The 17,904-nt window shown below is 55.8% G+C and carries 14 protein-coding genes; 4 read left to right on the top strand and 10 right to left on the bottom strand.

Translation table 11 applies throughout. The annotated features are described in order from the left end of the window. The first annotated feature begins 107 nt into the window (after positions 1-107). Positions 108-3,734, top strand: coding sequence for an autotransporter domain-containing protein (locus tag FHW16_RS29095; RefSeq protein WP_182550609.1), 3,627 nt, complete (start codon positions 108-110; stop codon positions 3,732-3,734). A 45-nt stretch (positions 3,735-3,779) separates the two neighbouring features. On the opposite strand, the gene FHW16_RS17770 is transcribed toward FHW16_RS29095, so the two are convergent. From FHW16_RS17770 to FHW16_RS17795, 6 genes are all read right to left on the bottom strand, one after another. After that, positions 3,780-4,892, bottom strand: a complete 1,113-nt coding sequence (locus tag FHW16_RS17770; RefSeq protein WP_182550611.1) for an alpha/beta fold hydrolase — start codon at positions 4,890-4,892, stop codon at positions 3,780-3,782. Between the two features lie 81 nt (positions 4,893-4,973). After that, a complete protein-coding gene (locus FHW16_RS17775) occupies positions 4,974-5,597 on the bottom strand; it encodes a nucleoside/nucleotide kinase family protein (protein WP_182550843.1) in 624 nt (207 codons plus the stop codon). A gap of 37 nt (positions 5,598-5,634) precedes the next feature. After that, positions 5,635-6,324, bottom strand: a complete 690-nt coding sequence (locus tag FHW16_RS17780) for a D-lyxose/D-mannose family sugar isomerase (protein ID WP_182550613.1) — start codon at positions 6,322-6,324, stop codon at positions 5,635-5,637. Between the two features lie 17 nt (positions 6,325-6,341). Then, on the bottom strand, positions 6,342-7,121 hold the full coding sequence (locus FHW16_RS17785; RefSeq protein WP_182550615.1) for an ATP-binding cassette domain-containing protein: 780 nt from the start codon (positions 7,119-7,121) through the stop codon (positions 6,342-6,344). Beyond that, positions 7,121-8,203, bottom strand: coding sequence for an ABC transporter permease (locus FHW16_RS17790; RefSeq protein ID WP_182550617.1), 1,083 nt, complete (start codon positions 8,201-8,203; stop codon positions 7,121-7,123). The genes FHW16_RS17785 and FHW16_RS17790 overlap by 1 nt, the downstream gene beginning before the upstream one ends. Before the next feature lie 93 nt (positions 8,204-8,296). After that, a complete protein-coding gene (locus FHW16_RS17795; RefSeq protein ID WP_182550844.1) occupies positions 8,297-9,313 on the bottom strand; it encodes a sugar ABC transporter substrate-binding protein in 1,017 nt (338 codons plus the stop codon). A gap of 314 nt (positions 9,314-9,627) precedes the next feature. On the opposite strand from FHW16_RS17795, the gene FHW16_RS17800 reads away from it, so the two are divergent. The 3 genes from FHW16_RS17800 to FHW16_RS17810 are packed head-to-tail and all read left to right on the top strand — an operon-like array spanning position 9,628 to position 12,154. Beyond that, positions 9,628-10,776 carry an ROK family transcriptional regulator gene (locus tag FHW16_RS17800; protein ID WP_182550845.1) on the top strand — a complete coding sequence of 383 codons (1,149 nt, stop codon included), beginning with the start codon at positions 9,628-9,630 and terminating at the stop codon, positions 10,774-10,776. A 2-nt stretch (positions 10,777-10,778) separates the two neighbouring features. Then, a complete protein-coding gene (locus FHW16_RS17805; protein WP_182550846.1) occupies positions 10,779-11,225 on the top strand; it encodes an RbsD/FucU domain-containing protein in 447 nt (148 codons plus the stop codon). Then, positions 11,222-12,154: a carbohydrate kinase family protein gene (locus tag FHW16_RS17810; RefSeq protein WP_182550619.1), complete on the top strand. Its 933-nt coding sequence runs from the start codon at positions 11,222-11,224 to the stop codon at positions 12,152-12,154. Before FHW16_RS17805 ends, FHW16_RS17810 begins: the two co-directional genes overlap by 4 nt. A 377-nt stretch (positions 12,155-12,531) precedes the next feature. Here the strand turns inward: FHW16_RS17810 and FHW16_RS17815 are convergent, their stop codons facing one another. The 4 genes from FHW16_RS17815 to FHW16_RS17830 all read right to left on the bottom strand — a co-directional run bounded on the left by FHW16_RS17815 (position 12,532) and on the right by FHW16_RS17830 (position 17,865). Further along, positions 12,532-14,136, bottom strand: a complete 1,605-nt coding sequence (locus tag FHW16_RS17815; RefSeq protein WP_182550620.1) for an ABC transporter ATP-binding protein — start codon at positions 14,134-14,136, stop codon at positions 12,532-12,534. 1 nt (position 14,137) lies between these two features. Next, positions 14,138-15,268, bottom strand: a complete 1,131-nt coding sequence (locus tag FHW16_RS17820; protein ID WP_182550621.1) for an ABC transporter permease subunit — start codon at positions 15,266-15,268, stop codon at positions 14,138-14,140. Then, the gene (gene oppB / locus FHW16_RS17825) at positions 15,261-16,184 is read right to left on the bottom strand and encodes an oligopeptide ABC transporter permease OppB (protein ID WP_182550622.1); all 924 of its coding nucleotides are present in this window, start codon (positions 16,182-16,184) and stop codon (positions 15,261-15,263) included. The genes FHW16_RS17820 and oppB overlap by 8 nt, the downstream gene beginning before the upstream one ends. Positions 16,185-16,263: 79 nt before the next feature. Further along, complete coding sequence (locus FHW16_RS17830) at positions 16,264-17,865, bottom strand: peptide ABC transporter substrate-binding protein (protein WP_182550623.1); 1,602 nt, start codon at positions 17,863-17,865, stop codon at positions 16,264-16,266. Positions 17,866-17,904 lie beyond the last annotated feature (39 nt).

A 17,904-nucleotide genomic window follows, 5' to 3' on the forward strand; every position in this document is an offset into this window, starting at 1 on the left:
CACAAAAAATTCACAATCGGTCGACGGCGGCTTGACCTGGCACAGTTAAAAATTTCAGTCTCCTCCTACTTTCGTATTAGTTGGTCACAATACCGGAGGATTTGTATATGTCTTTTTGCGACATCAGCGCGGTTGTATCCGTGCGTAATTGTCACCTCTCCCGCTTTCGCAAACATCTCAAAACCGCAGCTTTTACAACGATACTCATCTCCACAACGGCCCTCGCGACGGGCGCGCTGGCGCAGCAACTTCCCAAGTATTTCAACGCGGATGGTACGCGAACAAACGATCTGGAAGCCGCCAAGCAAAGCTGGCTCAAAGATCCGGAGTTCAATGGCAATGTCGGGTTAAAAGCCATTCATGCGGAAACCGCCTATGCCATGGGCTTTACTGGCAAGGGTGGGAAACTCGGTGTTATTGACCAGCCCGTCTGGGCAGGTCATCCGGAATTCGCTGGCCCCGGCAAGCTGACCTTCATTACCACGACTGGTACGCGCCTTTATACGGATCCCTATATTCCTGTTAAAGCCGGTGATCCTTTCGTTGCCGACGGCAAGCAATTTATCGATGGTTATGGTGAGATTTCATCACACGGCACGCACGTAGCCGGTATTGCAGCGGCCAACCGGGATGGCAAGGGAATGATGGGGATCGCCTTTGATACCCAGATATTTGCTGCGAACAATTATGATGCAGGTCCTGAGGACGGCGTTGTGTTGGGCAACGATGGCGCGGTCTATGGCAAGGCTTGGGATGCCATGATCAACAGCGGCGTCAATGTCGTTACGGACAGTTGGGGGGTCGGTCTTTCAAGTTCCTCCTGGTCTTATCAGGAGGCCTACAAACAATTCCAGGAGATCAACGCAATTCTCGCTAAGCCCGAAGGTGGCGCCTATAGCGGTGCCCTCAAGGCCGCCCGCAGCGGTATTGTCGTGGAGTTCTCGGCGGGCAATGACGGCGGCCTCGAACCGGATTCACTGGCGGGACTGGCAGCCTTCGTGCCGGATGTCGAAAAGAACTGGCTGACGACAATGAGTGTCGTTGCAGACGACAAGAATCCGCAAGGTTTTTCCAGAAGCAGTTTCTCGAGTATTTGCGGATACTCCAAATATTTCTGCGTCGGGGCGCCGGGAACACAGATTTACAGCAGTGTACCCGTCGGAGATATTACGGGTCTTAAGCCGGGGGATGTCGTTGACGACAGCAGGTTAACACCCGACTATACCGAACTCAGCGGAACATCCATGGCAGGGCCCTTCGCGGCCGGTGCCTTTACGGTCCTGAAACAGCGCTTTTCTTATCTCGCCAATGGCGAAGTCAACGAAATTCTCAAGACAACGTCTACTGATCTTGGCGCTGCTGGCGTTGACAGTGTCTATGGCTGGGGTTTGATCAATCTCGACAAGGCCATGAACGGCCCCGGTCAATTCATGACCCGCTTCAATGCCACGCTCGGTGCGGGTATCAACGATACTTGGAGCAATGACATTTCCAGCGAAGCGCTGACGCAGCGCAAGAAAGAAGATGCGCAGACCATCGCTGACTGGGAGGCAAAGAAGGTCAGCGAGGGTTGGGAAAACGGTGTCACGGAAGCAAGCAAGGAGAAAATCCGGAGCACGGTTACATCGGAATACCCGTCCAGCGGTGTCCCCGCAGCGATTGATCTTGTGACCAAGCGGTATGCGGCACTCGACATCATCACGCTTAAGCAGAATCCTCCTCTCACTCCCGACGAGTTGAAAGCCGCTAATGACGTGTACAATGCGGCCAATGATGCAATGCTGGCTAACCCCACGGCGACGGCCCTGTGGAACGCTTTTGTGAATACATCGCCAAATACTTCGATCCCGCGGGCGCCGCAATTCGTGGCATTCAAAGACACCCCTGCGGCGAGCATCGAAACGATCCGCGTAACGATCACCAATGACCGCATCGCCAGTGCCCTTGCCGAATTCGATGCCTACCAGGCACTGGTGCCGACCCTGACCGCCAAGCTTGCCGATCCTTCTGCCTACGACGGTGGATTGACCAAGACCGGGGCGGGCGCATTGAAACTGACAGGCGCCAATACCTATACTGGCGATACGATCATCAATGGTGGCTTGTTGGCAGTAGATGGCTCAATCACGTCGAAGACCATAGTCAACTCCGGTGGCACGCTCGGCGGTGTTGGTCATGTGGGCCATCTTGACCCCAACGATCCGAATGCTGGTTCGCTCGTCGTCAATAATGGCGGTATCGTTTCACCTGGTAATTCAGTCGGCACCTTGACTGCGGATGGCAATGCAACGTTCAACGCGGGCAGTACCTTGCATATCGAGGTCAATGGCACCGATGCCGATCGCTTGGTCGTTAAGGGTGCCACAAACCTGCTTGGCGGTGTGGTGGTCGTAACACCGGAAGCGGGAAAAAGTGGTGGTGCACCCATTTCCGGTCGTGGCTATACCGTTCTGTCCTCGACAAACGGCTTCAATGGCAAATTCGATAAGGTCACCACAACGTATTTGTTCTTTGACCCATCTCTGGCTTATGCATCGAATGATGTAACTGTCACTCTGGGGCGCAACGGTCGTGGATTTGATGATCTGGGTACGACGCGAAACCAGAAAGCGGTCGGTAAGGCTATAAATGACTTGGGTGCAAGCAATTCGCTCTACGATACTATTCTTGCATCAACAGTGTTTGACAATCTCCCTGGAGCGTATCAGTCCCTCACCGGCGAAATCCATGCAACATTGAACGGTGTCCTCATGCAGGACGGCCAGTTCATCAGTCAGGCGGCAACAGACCGGGTGCGCGCAGCATTTGGCGGCGTGGCTGTGAAGCCGCAGGCGACAATGGCACCTCTGGCCTACGGGCCGGATGAAAAGGCGAAAAAGGGAGATGCTTTTGCTGCGGTTGAGCCCGTGCCGTCCTCGACAGCGCTGTGGGGGCAGGCCTATGGTGCCTGGGCTCATGCCGACGGTGGTGGTAATGCATCCGGTTACAACAGGGATACCGGTGGCTTTGTGACGGGTCTCGATGGTGTGATCGCGGATGTCTGGCGGTTTGGTCTTCTGGCCGGCTATAGCAACACGTCATTGCGCAGCAGTGGCGACAAGGCGTCGGTCGATAGCTATCAGGTCGGCGTCTACGGTGGCCGTCAGTGGGATGCGCTCGGCCTTCGCCTGGGTGTCACGCTTGCCCAGCACGAGATAGACACGAAACGTCGTCAAGCGTTTGGTGGTACTGCAGAGGGCCGCGACGTTTCCTATGATGCCAAGACAGTGCAGGTCTTCGGGGAACTCGGCTACCGCATCGATACGTCCTACGCGGCATTCGAGCCTTTTGCCGGAGCCCGGTATGTACACCTGAAGTCCGATGGCTTTCAGGAAAATGGCGGGATCAGCAATCTCTCTGTTCTGTCAAACTCGAGCGATGTAACAACCACGACGCTCGGCCTGCGTGTGTCGCGTGACTTTGCACTCAGTGAAAGCATGATTGTCACCGCGCGCGGTATGCTGGGCTGGAACCACGCATTCGGCGATGTCACCCCGGAGCAAACGCTGGCCTTCGCCGGTGGCCAGCCCTTCACCATCGAGGGACTGCCCATTGCCGAGGATGCTCTCGCTGTGGAAGCTGGTTTCGACGTCGGCATTGGTAAGAACACTACCCTTGGTCTCGCCTATAACGGTCAGTTTTCCAGCGAGAACAACGACAATGCCATCAAAGCGGACTTGACGGTGAAGTTCTGACACAGACAATGGGGCCGGCATCATGTCGGCCCCGTTCTCTTCTGATCAACTGCCGAGCGTTCGCGCCAATCTGTCCGTTGCGGACACAATGGCGTCCGTCATGCCCGGACTTCCCGGTGAATGGCCAGCATTGGGCACAATGACAAGCTCGCCATCCGGCCAGACCTTTGAGAGTTCCCATGCCGTGACGAGTGGGGCTTCAAGATCGAAGCGTCCCTGCACCATCACGCCAGGAATCCCTTTCAATCTATTGGCATTGTTTAATAAACGCCTGTCTTCCAGCCACGCATTGTGATGGAAGTAATGGGTGATGATCCGGGCGCGCGCCAGAATAAAGCGATCATCTGACCACTTTGGCGAGAGTGCTGCCTTGGGACCAACAAGGATGGATGCGGCTTCCCATGCATGCCAGTCCCGCGCGGCTTTCAAACGGATGACTGGATCAGCATCGTTCAAGAGGTAATGATAGGAAGCGATGAGATCGTCATCCGGCTCATGGGTAGTTTTGGCAAACTCAGCCTGCATCGATTGAGTGCGTGGTTCGACAAGCTCACCATGAGGGAGGTCTTGCTTCTGCAAAACAGCAATCCCCCTCATGGTGAGCTTGTCGAACCACGCACCGGAGATATGCCGCTGGCTATCCTGTTCAGCTCCTCGCCGGAAACATTCCCATTGTACGGGAAACAGCGGGGCAATATCGCGATAAAGCCAGTCGATCTCGGATCGTCGAGTGGTAGTCACGCCAGCGACCACCAAAGCCAGAACACGACCCGGATGTGTTTCGGCATAGGCAAGCCCGAGCGTACAGCCCCATGATATGCCGAAAAGGAGCCAATTCGTTACATCAAGATGCTTGCGTAAACATTCGATATCTCTCAGCAAATGTGCTGTGGTATTGACAGACATATCCGTCTGCGGATCGCTCGCATGGGGTGTACTGAGGCCGCAACCCCGCTGGTCGAACAGGATGACGCGGTAACGACCCGGATCGAAGAAACGCCGTGCGCTTGCTGAAGAGCCCGAACCCGGGCCACCGTGAAGGACAAGGACGGGAATACCCTGCGGATTGCCGCACGATTCCCAATGGATTTCATTGCCATCGCCCACAGCAAGCATGCCATGATCGTAGGGTTCAGTTTCTGGATAAAGGCTGTTCATCATCGCGTCTGTATATGGCGGGTACAACTGCCCGGGAAAAGACAGCTCATGACCTTTCCCTGTTACATCAAGATGACGGTCCTAATTGAGGACCGTGTAATCGGCGGGGCGTGAACCGGACAGCACGAGGTCGGCATTGGGAATATCGTTCGAGAGGGCGCGCTGCTGTGCCGAGCCGACATTGTAACCGAAGCCAAGCCATCTTTGCACCAGACGGTTTTCCAGTTCGATACGGTCCACCTGCAGGAACACCGTCATATCGAAGAGCGGTGCCAGCCTGTCCCAAGGCGATTGGTCCAGGAGGAGATAATTTCCCTCGACCAGAAGAATATGCTGATCACCGCTCACTACGGCTGCACCAGCTCTAGCCAGATCAAGCTTGCGGTCAAAAAGCGGGATGATCACGTCATTTTCCCCTGCGAGCAGCCGCTTCAGCAGGACTTCAAAACCGGCACAGTCAAATGTGGGTGGTGATCCCTTGCGCTTGCGCTGATCGCGGGCATCGAGAATGGCATTGTCGAGATGGAACCCATCCATGGGAACCACGACCGCTGCATCATTTTCTCTGGCATTGATCGCCGCGCAAATGGCGGCAGAAACGGTGGATTTGCCGGCCCCGGGGGGGCCGGCAATAGCAACGATCAAACGTTTGGTTTTGGTGGCGCGGGCCAGAATGGCCGTGACCAGATCATCGATCGCTATCATCATTGAATGCTGCCCGTTGCCAAAATCGTCAGACGGTTCAGGCAAGCCATTTGTCATAATCGGAAACAAGAAGATGTACGGGTGCTTCGTCTTCTTCGATGGAAGAAAAGCGGCCGATTGGTTCGCGGAAGATATTGTCCGTGAGGTCGTCATTGACCGTGGAAACTTCGCCGATCAGAACGTCACCGCCCTCGCCCCAGAATGCATGCCAGTTTCCCGGCAGGAGCGTAACGCTTTCGCCCGGCTGCAGCTTCAGCAGACCACCAGCTTTCTGCCTGACAATCCGACCGTCCGTTGCCACTTCCACATCGGTCTTCTCGTCAACACTGCCATCGGCATTCGAGTTGAACAGTTCCAGCACGAGCGTACCGCCGCCGCGGTTGATGATATCCTCGGCCTTGACGATATGGCGATGCATCGGCGAAAGCTGCTTTTCACGCGAGATCATGATCTTTTCCGCATAGAGCATACCGCCGCCCTTTTTCAGGTCTTCCTGATTGCCATTGCGGGTGGTGAAGAGGAACAGGCCAAGTTCATCGAACTTGCCCTGGCCATAGTCGGTAATATCCCAGCCGAGTCTGGCATCAAGAATGGCCTTGGAATCACTTGACGTGCGGGTCTTGAGCTCTTCCGGCGACCAATAGGCGAAAGGCGGCATGACATAGCCGAAGGAGCGGATGAATTTGTCGCTTTCACGGATGATCGCATTGACTTCTGAGCGTTTCATTTTTTTAATTTTGTCCTTCATGCAACAAGACTGGCGGGTGGCTCCTTGGCGCCCGTCATGAATGCCACGGCATCCGACATGGTATATTCCTTTGGGTTGATGACGCAAAGGCGTTTGCCAAGCCGGTGGATGTGGATGCGGTCCGCCACTTCAAATACATGTGGCATGTTGTGGGAGATCAGCACAATCGGCAATCCGCGCTTTTTCACATCCTGGATGAGTTCCAGAACCCGGCGTGACTCCTTGACGCCGAGCGCCGCCGTCGGCTCGTCCATGATCACGACCTTGGAGCCGAATGCTGCCGCACGTGCCACGGCGACACCCTGCCGCTGACCGCCCGACAAGGTTTCGACCGCCTGGCTGATGTTCTGAATGGTCATCAGGCCAAGTTCGGTGAGTTTGTCGCGTGCCTGCTTCTCCATAGCTTTGCGATCAAGCATGCGCAGCCAGCTGCCCAGAATCCCCGGTTTCCTGATTTCGCGTCCGAGAAACATATTGTCGGCAATCGAAAGAGCCGGTGACAGCGCAAGATTCTGGTAGACGGTTTCGATCCCGGCGTCGCGCGCTTCCATGGGCGAGCGGAAATTGATCGGCTTGCCGTCAAGTTTGATTTCGCCTTCGTCGGGATGAACAGCACCCGAGATTGCCTTGATCAGCGAGGATTTTCCCGCGCCGTTATCACCAATGACGGCGAGGACTTCGCCGGCATAGAGATCGAAATCAGCATGATCGAGAGCGGTAACACGGCCATAACGCTTGACCAGACCGCGGGCCGTCAGAATGGGTTCCTTAGTCATCAGCCTGCTACCTTTCTGATCCACTGATCGATTGCAACGGCCGTAATGATCAGGACGCCGATCATCAGATAGGTCCATTGAACGTCGGTGCCATACATGCGCATGCCGAACGAGAAGACGCCAACGATGAGCGCGCCGAAGAGCATGCCGAGGATTGAGCCGCGACCGCCGAAGAGAGACATGCCGCCGATAACCACCGCGGTGATGGATTCGATATTGGCGAACTGACCAACCTGCGGTGATACGGAGCCGTTGCGGCCGATCTGTGCCCAGCCTGCCAATGCGCAGATGAAACCCGCCAGCACATAAACGGAAATCAGAACACGTTTGGTTCTGACGCCCGCCAGTTCGGCGGCTTCCGGATCGTCACCGATCGCATAGAGATGGCGGCCCCAGGCCGTGTGGTTCAGCACATACCAGAGAACAGCGATCAAAAGGATCATGGCAAATACGCCATAGGTGAAAGTGGCACTGCCGATCTGGATTTTCTCGCCAAAGAACTGGAGCATGCGGGCATTTGTTTCAATGTCCTGTGCGCGGATCGTTTCATTGGCGGAGTAGATATAAGTCGTTGCCAGAAAAATCTGCCAGGTGCCGAGTGTGACGATGAAGGGAGGCAGTTTTACATAGGCGATCAGGATGCCGTTGATCAGGCCGCACAGGCCGCCGAGTGCGACGCCGCACAGGATGGAAAGTTCGACCGGCAATCCATAACGGAAAGTGAATTGCCCCATGACGACGGAGGTGAGAACCATGATCGCTCCGACGGAAAGGTCAATACCCGCGGTCAGGATCACCAATGTCTGAGCCGCGCCGACGATGCCGACAATGGCGACCTGTTGCAGAATGAGCGACAGGGCAAAGGGTGTGAAGAAACGCGAACCGACGATGACGGCGAAAACGACGAGCGACAGCACCAGCACGATCAGCGGAACAGCTGCCGGGCTTGAGTGAAGAAAGTGGCGTGTCCGTTCGACAAGGTTTTTCCGCTCGCTGTCGAAATTGGCGACGGCTGTCGCGCTTTGCGTCAGCACGCTCTCGAATTCCTGCTTGGGTTGTGATGCCGGATTTGTTTCGGTCATGGGTGGGCTCCCCGAAATTTGCGCAGTCTGGAGAGGCCGGTTTTACACCGTCCTCTCCTTGCCTGCTTGCTTTTCTGTCAAATCAGGACGCAATCAGCCCCAGCACTTGGCAAGGCCGCTTTTCACGTCGATGGATTCGACACCTTTGACTGGCTTGTCGGTGACCAGGGAAACGCCTGTGTCAAAGAAGTTCTTGCCTTCTGTCGGCTTTGGCTTCTCGCCGGTGTCAGCGAATTTCTTGATGGCTTCAATACCGAGGGCAGCCATCATCAAAGGATATTGCTGTGAAGTTGCGCCGATGACACCGGCCTCGACGTTTTTCACGCCTGGGCAACCGCCGTCGATGGAAACAATCAGCACGTCCTTTTCCTTGCCGAATGCCTTCAGCGCTTCATAGGCACCGGCTGCAGCAGGCTCGTTGATCGTGTGAACGACATTGATCCCCGGATCCTTCTGCAGAAGGTTTTCCATGGCCTTGCGACCACCTTCTTCATTGCCGTTGGTGATGTCGTGGCCGACAATGCGCGGATCTTTTTCGTCGCCAATCTTGTTGATATCAACAACATCAATGCCGAAGCCCTTCATGAAGCCCTGGTCACGCAGAACGTCGACGGACGGCTGGGACGGTGTCAGATCGAGGAATGCCACCTTCGCATCCTTGGCTTTGTCGCCCAATGTACCTGCGGCCCATTTTCCGATGAGTTCACCGGCCAGAAGATTGTCCGTGGCAAATGTTGCGTCTGCGGCATCGACGGGATCAAGCGGCGTGTCGAGCGCAATGACCAGAACGCCCGCATCGCGCGCCTGCTTGACCGAAGAAACAATGCCGGCCGTGTCGGACGCCGTGATCAGGATGCCCTTGGCACCGTCGGCGATGCAGGTTTCGATCGCAGCCACCTGGCTTTCGCTGTCGCCGTCGATCTTGCCGGCATAGGTTTTGAGCTCAACACCCAGTTCTTTTGCCTTGGCAACGGCACCTTCCTTCATCTTTACGAAGAATGGATTGGTGTCCGTTTTGGTGATGAGGCAGGCACCGACGCCTGCAGCCTGTGCCGGAACCGCAAAGGCCGTGATTGCCACAACGGCGGCACCAAGAATGGTTGATTTCAGATAAATGCTTTTGCGCATGTCATTACCTCCCAGAGTTTGATCGTATTGCAACGCGCCGCCGATGGGCAGCCCTACTTTCGCATGAACATCTCGGACAGTTATCCTCCCGGCCAAGTGCTGCGCTTAGGAAATACCAGCCTCGTCGGCCTGTCAACATTAATAAATCACTCTTATTTATTATTGACAGGTTTGCCTGATGGTTCCATTGTCGCGCCGATATCAGGGAGGACGTCCTTTTGGGCATCAGACTATCGGAGCGCCACGGTCCGGGAGGAACACGGCCGCCGCTCCATCAGGGAACAAACCAGAGCGGCATGCGCGATCACAATGAGCGGGTCGTGCTTTCGCTGTTGCGTCAACATGGCAGTCTTGCGAAGACCGCCATTGCGCGGATGACAGGTCTTTCCGCGCAGACGATCTCGATCATCATGCGCATGCTGGAGGCCGATGAGCTCCTTTCACGCGAAGAGCCCTTGCGCGGCCGGATCGGCCAGCCACTGATCCCCATGTCTCTCAATCCGGAAGGTGCCTTCTTCCTTGGCCTCAAGATCGGACGGCGCAGCGCAGACCTTGTGCTGATCGATTTCGTCGGGCGTATCCGGTCCATGCGCCATATGCCTTACCCCTATCCAACACCGGACTCAGTGGTGGCCTTCACCAGAGAAGGCATAGCGGGAATGCTGGATGGACTTGACGAAAAGCAGCGTTTGAAGGTGGCCGGCCTTGGCATTGCTGCGCCGTTTGAATTGTGGAAATGGGCCGATACGGTCGGCGCACCGCAGGAAATTCTCGATCAATGGCGCCAATCCGATATCAAGGCATCCATCGCCGCGATCTGCGATTTCCCGGTCTACTTGCAGAACGACATCACAGCGGCCTGCGGTGCGGAACTTGTCTTTGGCGAGACGAAAGACCTCAACGATTTCGTGTACTTTTACATCGGATCGTTCATCGGCGGCGGTATCGTCATCAATGGCAGTCTCTATGCGGGGCGTACCGGCAATGCCGGCGCATTGGGCTCCATGCCCGTGCCGGGTCCCGACGGGACAACACAACAGCTGATCGACATTGCTTCAATTACTGCATTGGAGCGCATCGTTACCGGCCTTGGCCGTGACCCCTCCCCCCTGTGGACCTCCCCCGACGATTGGGGGCTCATGGGTGACGAACTCGATGGCTGGATTGACCGCTCCGCCAAAGCCATTGCGCAGGCGGTGATCGCTGCAGCGTCGGTGGTGGATTTTGAAGCAGCTGTTATCGATGGCTGGATGCCGGCATCGGTGCGTATGCGGATTGTCGATGCGGTGCGCAAACACGTCGGAACGTTTGATCTTGAGGGGATCGAGTTGCCCGCCATTACCGAAGGCTCAGTCGGCATTCACGCCCGGGCCCTGGGCGCTGCCAGCCTTGCCCTGTCGGACCGCTTCCTTATCGGGCAGAAAATATTCAGAAAGGTTGATTGAACGTGCTGATTGGTATTCCGCCCATTCTGGGCCCGGAGCTTCTCGCGACCTTGCGCTCAATGGGGCATGGCGACGAGATCGCGCTTGTCGATGGAAATTATCCGGCGCTCGAACATGCCCGAAGGCTGATCCGCGCCGATGGCCTGCCGTTGATTCCTATTCTCGACGCTATCCTGCAGGTGATGCCAGTTGACGATTTTGTCCCGCAGGCGCTGTTCCGTGCCACGGTGAACGGGAACCCCGATCTTCTTGATCCGGTACATGAGGAAATGGCCGAAGTTTGTGCGCGCCGCGCTCCTGGATTTTCGCTCTTGCCGCTGGTCGGCGATGCGTTCTACACACGGGTGAAAAACGCCCACACGATCATCGCGACGAGCGAACCGAGACTTTATGGCAATATCATCGTCCGCAAGGGCGTCATCTATCCATCGAAAGAAACTGACAAATGATCCTATGTTGTGGTGAAGCACTGATCGACATGTTGCCGCGCACGAGCGAGGCGGGAGAACCGGCTTTTGCACCCTATGTCGGCGGTGCAGTTTTCAATACAGCCATCGCTCTGGGCCGCCTCGGCGTTCCGACAGAATTCTATTCTGGCGTTTCTTCGGATTTCTTCGGGCAGATGCTGCGGGACAGTCTGGCTGCCAACCATGTCGGCACCCGCTATGCCCACATTTCGCCCCAGCCCACCACACTTGCCTTCGTGCGGCTGACCGATGGCCAGGCCAGCTATATCTTCTACGACGAGAACAGCGCCGGCCGTTCGCTTGCTATTGGCGATCTGCCTGCGCTGGATGATAATGTCACGACATTGCAGTTTGGCGCGATCAGCCTCATTCCGGAACCCTGCGGCTCGACCTACGAAGCGCTGATGGCGCGCGAGCACGAAAAGCGGGTCATTGTTCTCGATCCCAATATCCGGCCGGGCTTTATCCCCGACAAGGAAAAGCATCTGGCCCGCATGCGCCGCATGATCGCCATGAGCGATATCGTCAAGATTTCCGACGAGGATATGCGCTGGTTCGGTGAAAGCGGTGCTATGGAAGAGATTGCCCGCCGCTGGGTTGTCCCGGCATCGCAGCATGGACCGAAGCTCATTCTCGTCACCCATGGTGCCGATGGCGTGACCGGCTATACGTCCGAACTGGCCGTGCACGTCGCGGCGCAGAGGGTTGCGGTTGTCGATACGGTCGGCGCTGGCGATACCTTTACCGCCGGTGTTCTCACATCACTGCAGGAGGCGGGTCTTCTGGTCAAAACCGGACTGACATCGTTGACCGAAAATCAGATCCGCGATGCTCTGCTGCTAGGCGTCAAGGCGGCAGCAGTGACGGTATCGCGCGCTGGCGCAAACCCGCCCTGGCGGTCGGAGCTTTAACGAGATCGATTTGGTTCAAGCCTTAATAGGCAGAAACAGTTGATGACGCATCGTTCGTCAACTGCTCGTTGTGTCCCCTGACAGGCCATCGAGGAATACCTTGTCAGCCTGATTTCTATTTCTGGATAGGATCGGTACAGCTCTGAAAGGGCTGCTCATCTTTCAGGTAACGGAACATCATTCCTCATACGATTACGCTCATTTTCAATCGCGTTACGGAACCACGTCAGTAAGGCTCATGTTTTGTAATTTTGCCAACCATCTTACGGCGGCTTCAGTGCGCGTATCTTCTATGGAAAACGCCATTCCATAATTCCGCGAATGTGTCGACATGCGCAAACATTTACAGAATGGCGTCTCACCACAAAAGCAAGACCTTAGTCCAAATCGAATGCAGCGCCGATCAGCGTCTTCGTATAATCGTGCTGCGGGGCATCGAAAATATCATCGGTTTGACCTTCTTCGACGATCTTTCCGCTTTTCATCACGATCACATAGTCGGACATCGCCTTGATAACAGCGAGATCGTGACTGATGAAGATATACGATAGGTCATGCTTGGCTTGCAGGTCGCGCAGGAGTTCAATGACCTGCCCCTGCACCGACCGGTCGAGCGCCGAGGTCGGTTCATCCAGAATGACCACTTTCGGCTTTAGGATCATCGCACGCGCGATGGCAATACGCTGGCGCTGCCCGCCGGAAAACTCATGCGGATAGCGATTGCGCGCGGCCGGATCGAGCCCCACTTCCTTCAATGCGGCTACGGCACGCTTGTCGCGGTCGGAGCGAGAGAGTTGCGCCTCATGAATAAGCAAACCTTCGGTGATGATTTCACCCACTGTCTGGCGCGGCGAAAGCGAGCCATAGGGATCCTGGAACACCAGCTGCAACTCCCGGCGAAGTGGCCGCATGGCGGCGCGATCAAAGCTGGAAATGTTCTTGTTTTCAAAATGATACTGGCCATTGCTCGGCAAAAGTCGCAGAAGCGCCCGGCCGAGTGTCGACTTTCCGGAACCGGATTCACCGACAATGCCGATGGTTTGCCGTTCCTTGAGCCGGACCGTGACACCGTCTACCGCCCGGAAACGGGTATGTGCACTGGAGAAGAAACCGCCGCCGATAGCAAAATCGACTGTTACATTGCGCCCTTCCAGCATGATCGGTGCATTATCGTCGGGTGCTAATTTGCTCCCGCTGGGCTCTGCGGCCAGAAGCATCTTGGTGTAATCTTCCTTGGGATTTTCGAAGATGTCCTTGATCGTCCCTTTTTCCACGACCTCGCCGCGCCGCATGACAACCACACGCTCGGCAAAGTGTTTCACCACACCAAGATCGTGCGTGATCAGCACGATGGCCATGCCGAATCGCTTCTGCAAATCACGCAGGAGGTCGAGGATCTGTGCCTGAATCGTCACGTCGAGCGCGGTGGTCGGCTCATCGGCAATCAGAAGATCAGGTTCGTTGGCAAGCGCCATGGCGATCATGACGCGCTGGCGCTGGCCGCCGGACATTTCATGCGGATAGCTGTTGATGCGTCGTTCCGGTTCGGGAATGCCGACAAGTTTCAGGAGCTCAAGCACGCGGATCTTGGCCTGCTTGAAGCTGATGCCCTTGTGATGAACGATGGGTTCGGCGATCTGCCGGCCTATGGTGTAGAGCGGATCGAGCGACGTCATCGGCTCCTGAAAGATCATGGTGATCTTCGAGCCGCGGACCTGATTGAGCGCCTTGGTGGGCAGGCCGACCAGTTCCTTGCCGCGATATTTGGCGGAGCCAGTCACACGGCCGTTCTGGGCGAGCAGACCCATGATACCCATCATGGTCTGGCTCTTGCCAGAGCCGGATTCGCCAACCACGGCCAGGGTCTCTCCCGGCAGGACATCGAGATCAATGCCCTTGACGGCATTCACATCGCCATCAGGCGTGGTGAAATCGACTTTCAGTCCGCGTACGGACAATACATAATCCTTGTTGTCCGTCATTTTAGCGGTCCTTTGGATCGAGTGCATCACGTAAGCCATCCCCGATGAAGTTCAGGGAAAACAGGGTGATGACAAAGAAAATGGCAGGGAAAATCAGCAGCCACGGTGCGGATTGCATCTTGTTTGCGCCTTCGGAAATCAAAGCGCCCCAGCTGGTCAGTGGCGCCTGAACACCGAGACCGAGGAAGGACAGGAAGCTTTCCAGAAGGATGACTTTCGGAACCACGACCGTGACAAAGACGATGACGGGGCCAATCGTATTGGGAATGATATGGCGGCGGATGATCTGCCAGTCGGTCAAACCCAGAGCCTGCGCTGCCCCGATGAATTCGCGGCGCTTGAGCGCAAGGGTCTGACCGCGAACGATACGCGCCATATCAAGCCATTCAACCGCACCGATCACCAGAAAGATCAGGATAAAACTTCGACCGAAGAAAACGACGAGGACCACGACAAGGAAAACGAAGGGCAGTGAGTAGAGAATTTCGATGAGACGCATCATCACATTGTCGACGCGTCCGCCGATGTAGCCGGAAATGGCGCCGTAGGTGACACCGACGGCCAGAGAAACAAGACTGGCAAGAAAGCCGACAGCCAGCGAAATCTGGCCACCCAGCATGATGCGGGCCAGCATGTCACGGCCGTTGGCATCTGTGCCGAAGAAGAAATACTCGCGATTGACATTTCCCGAGAGCTTCAGGGTTTTGCCGTCATCTTCCGTGGCGGTGACCTTGGTATCGTCGAACTCGTTTGCCCGGTCGAAATAGCGGGTCGTGCGCGGATCGATGGTCTGATCCGAATGAACGGTTGCCGTAAACGTGTTGCCGTCAACGGCAAACTCTTTCAGTTCCACCTTGGCGCGGCTTGCAACGCCAGCCATGACGTCGCCGAGCGTATCGGTCTTGGGCAAGGCCTCAAGACTTGGCGGGATCGTCACGTAGGACGGAAATACCTGATCATAGGTGTGATTGATGAAATACGGTCCGAAGAACGAAAAGATGGTGATCAGGAACAGCACGACACAACCAGCCATCGCCGCACGATTGCGGCGGAAGCGAATTGTCGCCAGCTGGAACAGGCTGCGTCCCTTGCTTTCCTCGGGTGGAATGATTGTTGCGGATATATCAGTCATGGCGAACCCTCGGATCAAGAAGGCCGTACAGAATATCGACCACAAGATTGAAAACGATAACGAAAATCGCCACGAGAACGACGGTTCCCATCACAAGCGTATAATCGCGATTGATGGCACCCAGCACGAAATAACGGCCGACACCCGGGATGGTGAAGATAGTTTCGACCACAGCCGAGCCGGTCAGCAAGGCGGCGGCGCAGGGCGCAAGATAGGAAACAACCGGCAGAAGGGCCCCGCGCATCGCATGGGTGATGACGACTGTTCTTGGCGGCAATCCATAGGCACGTGCCGTGCGAATGTGATCCGTATGCAGGCCCTCAATCATGGAGCCGCGTGTGAGGCGGGCAAAGACGGCCAGCTGCGGCAGTGCCAAGGCGATCATCGGCAATATAAGAAAGCGCCAGGAGCCATCACCCCAACCGCCTGCGGGCAGGAGTGACAGCAACACTGCAAAGATCAATGTGAGTACGGGACCGACAACGAAATTGGGGACGGTCACCCCGATTGTTGCGACGGACATGATCAGAAAATCGAGGAAACTGTTTTGCCGCAACGCTGCGATTGTACCGACGGTGACGCCGCCGACGAGCGCAAGCAGCAAGGCATAAAAGCCAAGCTCGACCGAATACGGCAAACCTTTGCCGATCAGTTCGGCAATTGTGTTGTCCTTGTAGATATAGCTCGGGCCGAAATCGCCGGTCACTGCATTCTTGAGATATTGCAGATACTGGTTCCAGAGCGGCTGGTCGAGATGGTAGGCCTTCATCAGGTTTTCCATCGTCGCCGGCGGCAGCGGTCTTTCAAGGTTGAAGGGACCGCCCGGTGCAAACCGCATCAGGAAGAACGAAATGGTGACGACAATAAACAATGTCGGCACTGCACTCGCCAGTCGGCGAAGGACGAAATGAAACATGGAGATGTACTCTCTCTTCTGTGCAGCTTCCGCAGCAGCTGCACCTACTCACTCTATTGTACCGTTGCATTCAAATGGATCATTGTTCCGCAAGGCTCAGATATTTGCTCAGGTGTTCGTTGGGGGCATTATCGACCCAGCCTTTGACTTTGCTGGCGATAAGCCAAAGATTGGCACTGTTCATCAGTGTGGTGACCGGTTGATCACGCGCCAGCAGGGCTTCTGCCTGGTGCATGATCTTGGAACGAGCCACCGGATCGCGCTCGTCATAGGATTGCTTCATCAGCGCATCATATTCCGGGTTGTTATAGTGTCCGTAATTGAAGGTCTTGTTGGTGCTCATGTCGAGCGCCAGAAAGGTTTCTGCATCGGCATAGTCGGCGATCCAACCCGCCCGGGCGACGTTGAACTTGCCGCCCTCCTGCAGGTAGGCGTAGTGAGATGACACATCGAGATTCATCAGGGTGACATTGGCGCCGAATGCCTTCTTCCAATTGTCAGCGACAGCAGTGGCGATGCGCTCATGGTTGGCATTGGTGTTGTAACGGATTTCAATGTTCAGTGGCTTGCCGCCCTCGCCGTATCCGGCCTCTTTCATCAGAGCGACTGCCTTATCGTCGCGATCAAGCTGGGACATGCTGGCAAAAGCCGGCTTTTCAGGTTCGCCGTAGCTGGCAATACCCGGAGCTACGACTGAATATGCCGGTAATTGCGCGCCACTGTAGATTTCATTGGCAAGAAAATCGCGATCGATGGCCATGGACAGCGCATTGCGTACGCGCACATCGTTAAAGGGCTCGGTGCGCGAGTCAAAAGCGTAATAATAGGTCCCGAGACGGGGTGAAATATGAACCTGTTCTCCAAAGGACTTGCGCAAGCGCGCGATCTGATCCGCCGAGAAATTGAAGACGATATCCATTTCCTTGGCTTCAAAACGTCTGAGCGCGGCCGCATCATCCTCAGTCGGATAGAAAACTACTTTATCCAACTTGACGCTGGCAGCATCCCAGTATTCCGGATTCTTGCCAGCGGTCAGATGATCGTTCGGCACGTGTTCAAGCAACTTGAAGGCGCCGTTGCTGACAAGTTTGCCCGGCTTGACGAAATCCGCGCCGTTTTTCTCCAAACTTGCCTTATTCACCGGAAGCGCGGTTTGGTGTGCCAGCAGTTCCAGAAGGAATGGTGTTGCGCGCTCCAGAGTGACCTCGAGCGTCTTCGCATCAACGGCTTTCACGCCGAGCTGGTCAACGGGTAGTTCACCCTTGTTGATCTTGTCGGCATTCTTGATGGGGTAAAGGATATTAGCATATTTGGCAGCTGTCTTCGGGTCTTCGATGCGGCGATAAGAGAAGACGAAATCCTCTGCGGTGACGGGCGTGCCGTCAGACCAGTTTGCCTTGTCACGCAGCTTGAAGGTGTAAACGGTGCCATCGTCGGAAACTTTCCAGCTTTCCGCTGTTCCCGGCACGATCTTGCCGCTGGCGTCGTAGATCGTCAGACCCTCATACAGATCTTTGACGATGAAAGCTTCGATATCAATGGATGTCTGGGATTGATCCAGCGTGTTGGGTTCACCGGAATTGCCCCGTTGCAGAACCGCCTCAGCAAGGGCTGGACTCGCGATAAGCATCAGCGTGCCAAGCAGGAGCGCGGTGCGTAGATTGAATTTCACAGACATCATTACCGTCCTTTCCCTTATTGATCCAAACACGTTGCGCAC

Source organism: Phyllobacterium myrsinacearum (assembly GCF_014138285.1).
GTDB lineage: Bacteria > Pseudomonadota > Alphaproteobacteria > Rhizobiales > Rhizobiaceae > Phyllobacterium > Phyllobacterium myrsinacearum_A.

Excerpts from the sequence above, each read along its gene's own strand:
- oppB (WP_182550622.1), bottom strand. The coding sequence starts at position 16,184 with ATGTTTCATTTCGTCCTTCGCCGACTGGCGAGTGCAGTGCCGACATTG.
- FHW16_RS17785 (WP_182550615.1), bottom strand. The coding sequence starts at position 7,121 with ATGACTAAGGAACCCATTCTGACGGCCCGCGGTCTGGTCAAGCGTTAT.
- FHW16_RS17790 (WP_182550617.1), bottom strand. The coding sequence starts at position 8,203 with ATGACCGAAACAAATCCGGCATCACAACCCAAGCAGGAATTCGAGAGC.
- FHW16_RS17800 (WP_182550845.1), top strand. The coding sequence starts at position 9,628 with ATGCGCGATCACAATGAGCGGGTCGTGCTTTCGCTGTTGCGTCAACAT.
- FHW16_RS17770 (WP_182550611.1), bottom strand. The coding sequence starts at position 4,892 with ATGAACAGCCTTTATCCAGAAACTGAACCCTACGATCATGGCATGCTT.
- FHW16_RS17815 (WP_182550620.1), bottom strand. The coding sequence starts at position 14,136 with ATGACGGACAACAAGGATTATGTATTGTCCGTACGCGGACTGAAAGTC.
- FHW16_RS17810 (WP_182550619.1), top strand. The coding sequence starts at position 11,222 with ATGATCCTATGTTGTGGTGAAGCACTGATCGACATGTTGCCGCGCACG.
- FHW16_RS17830 (WP_182550623.1), bottom strand. The coding sequence starts at position 17,865 with ATGATGTCTGTGAAATTCAATCTACGCACCGCGCTCCTGCTTGGCACG.
- FHW16_RS29095 (WP_182550609.1), top strand. The coding sequence starts at position 108 with ATGTCTTTTTGCGACATCAGCGCGGTTGTATCCGTGCGTAATTGTCAC.
- FHW16_RS17820 (WP_182550621.1), bottom strand. The coding sequence starts at position 15,268 with ATGACTGATATATCCGCAACAATCATTCCACCCGAGGAAAGCAAGGGA.
- FHW16_RS17775 (WP_182550843.1), bottom strand. The coding sequence starts at position 5,597 with ATGATAGCGATCGATGATCTGGTCACGGCCATTCTGGCCCGCGCCACC.
- FHW16_RS17780 (WP_182550613.1), bottom strand. The coding sequence starts at position 6,324 with ATGAAACGCTCAGAAGTCAATGCGATCATCCGTGAAAGCGACAAATTC.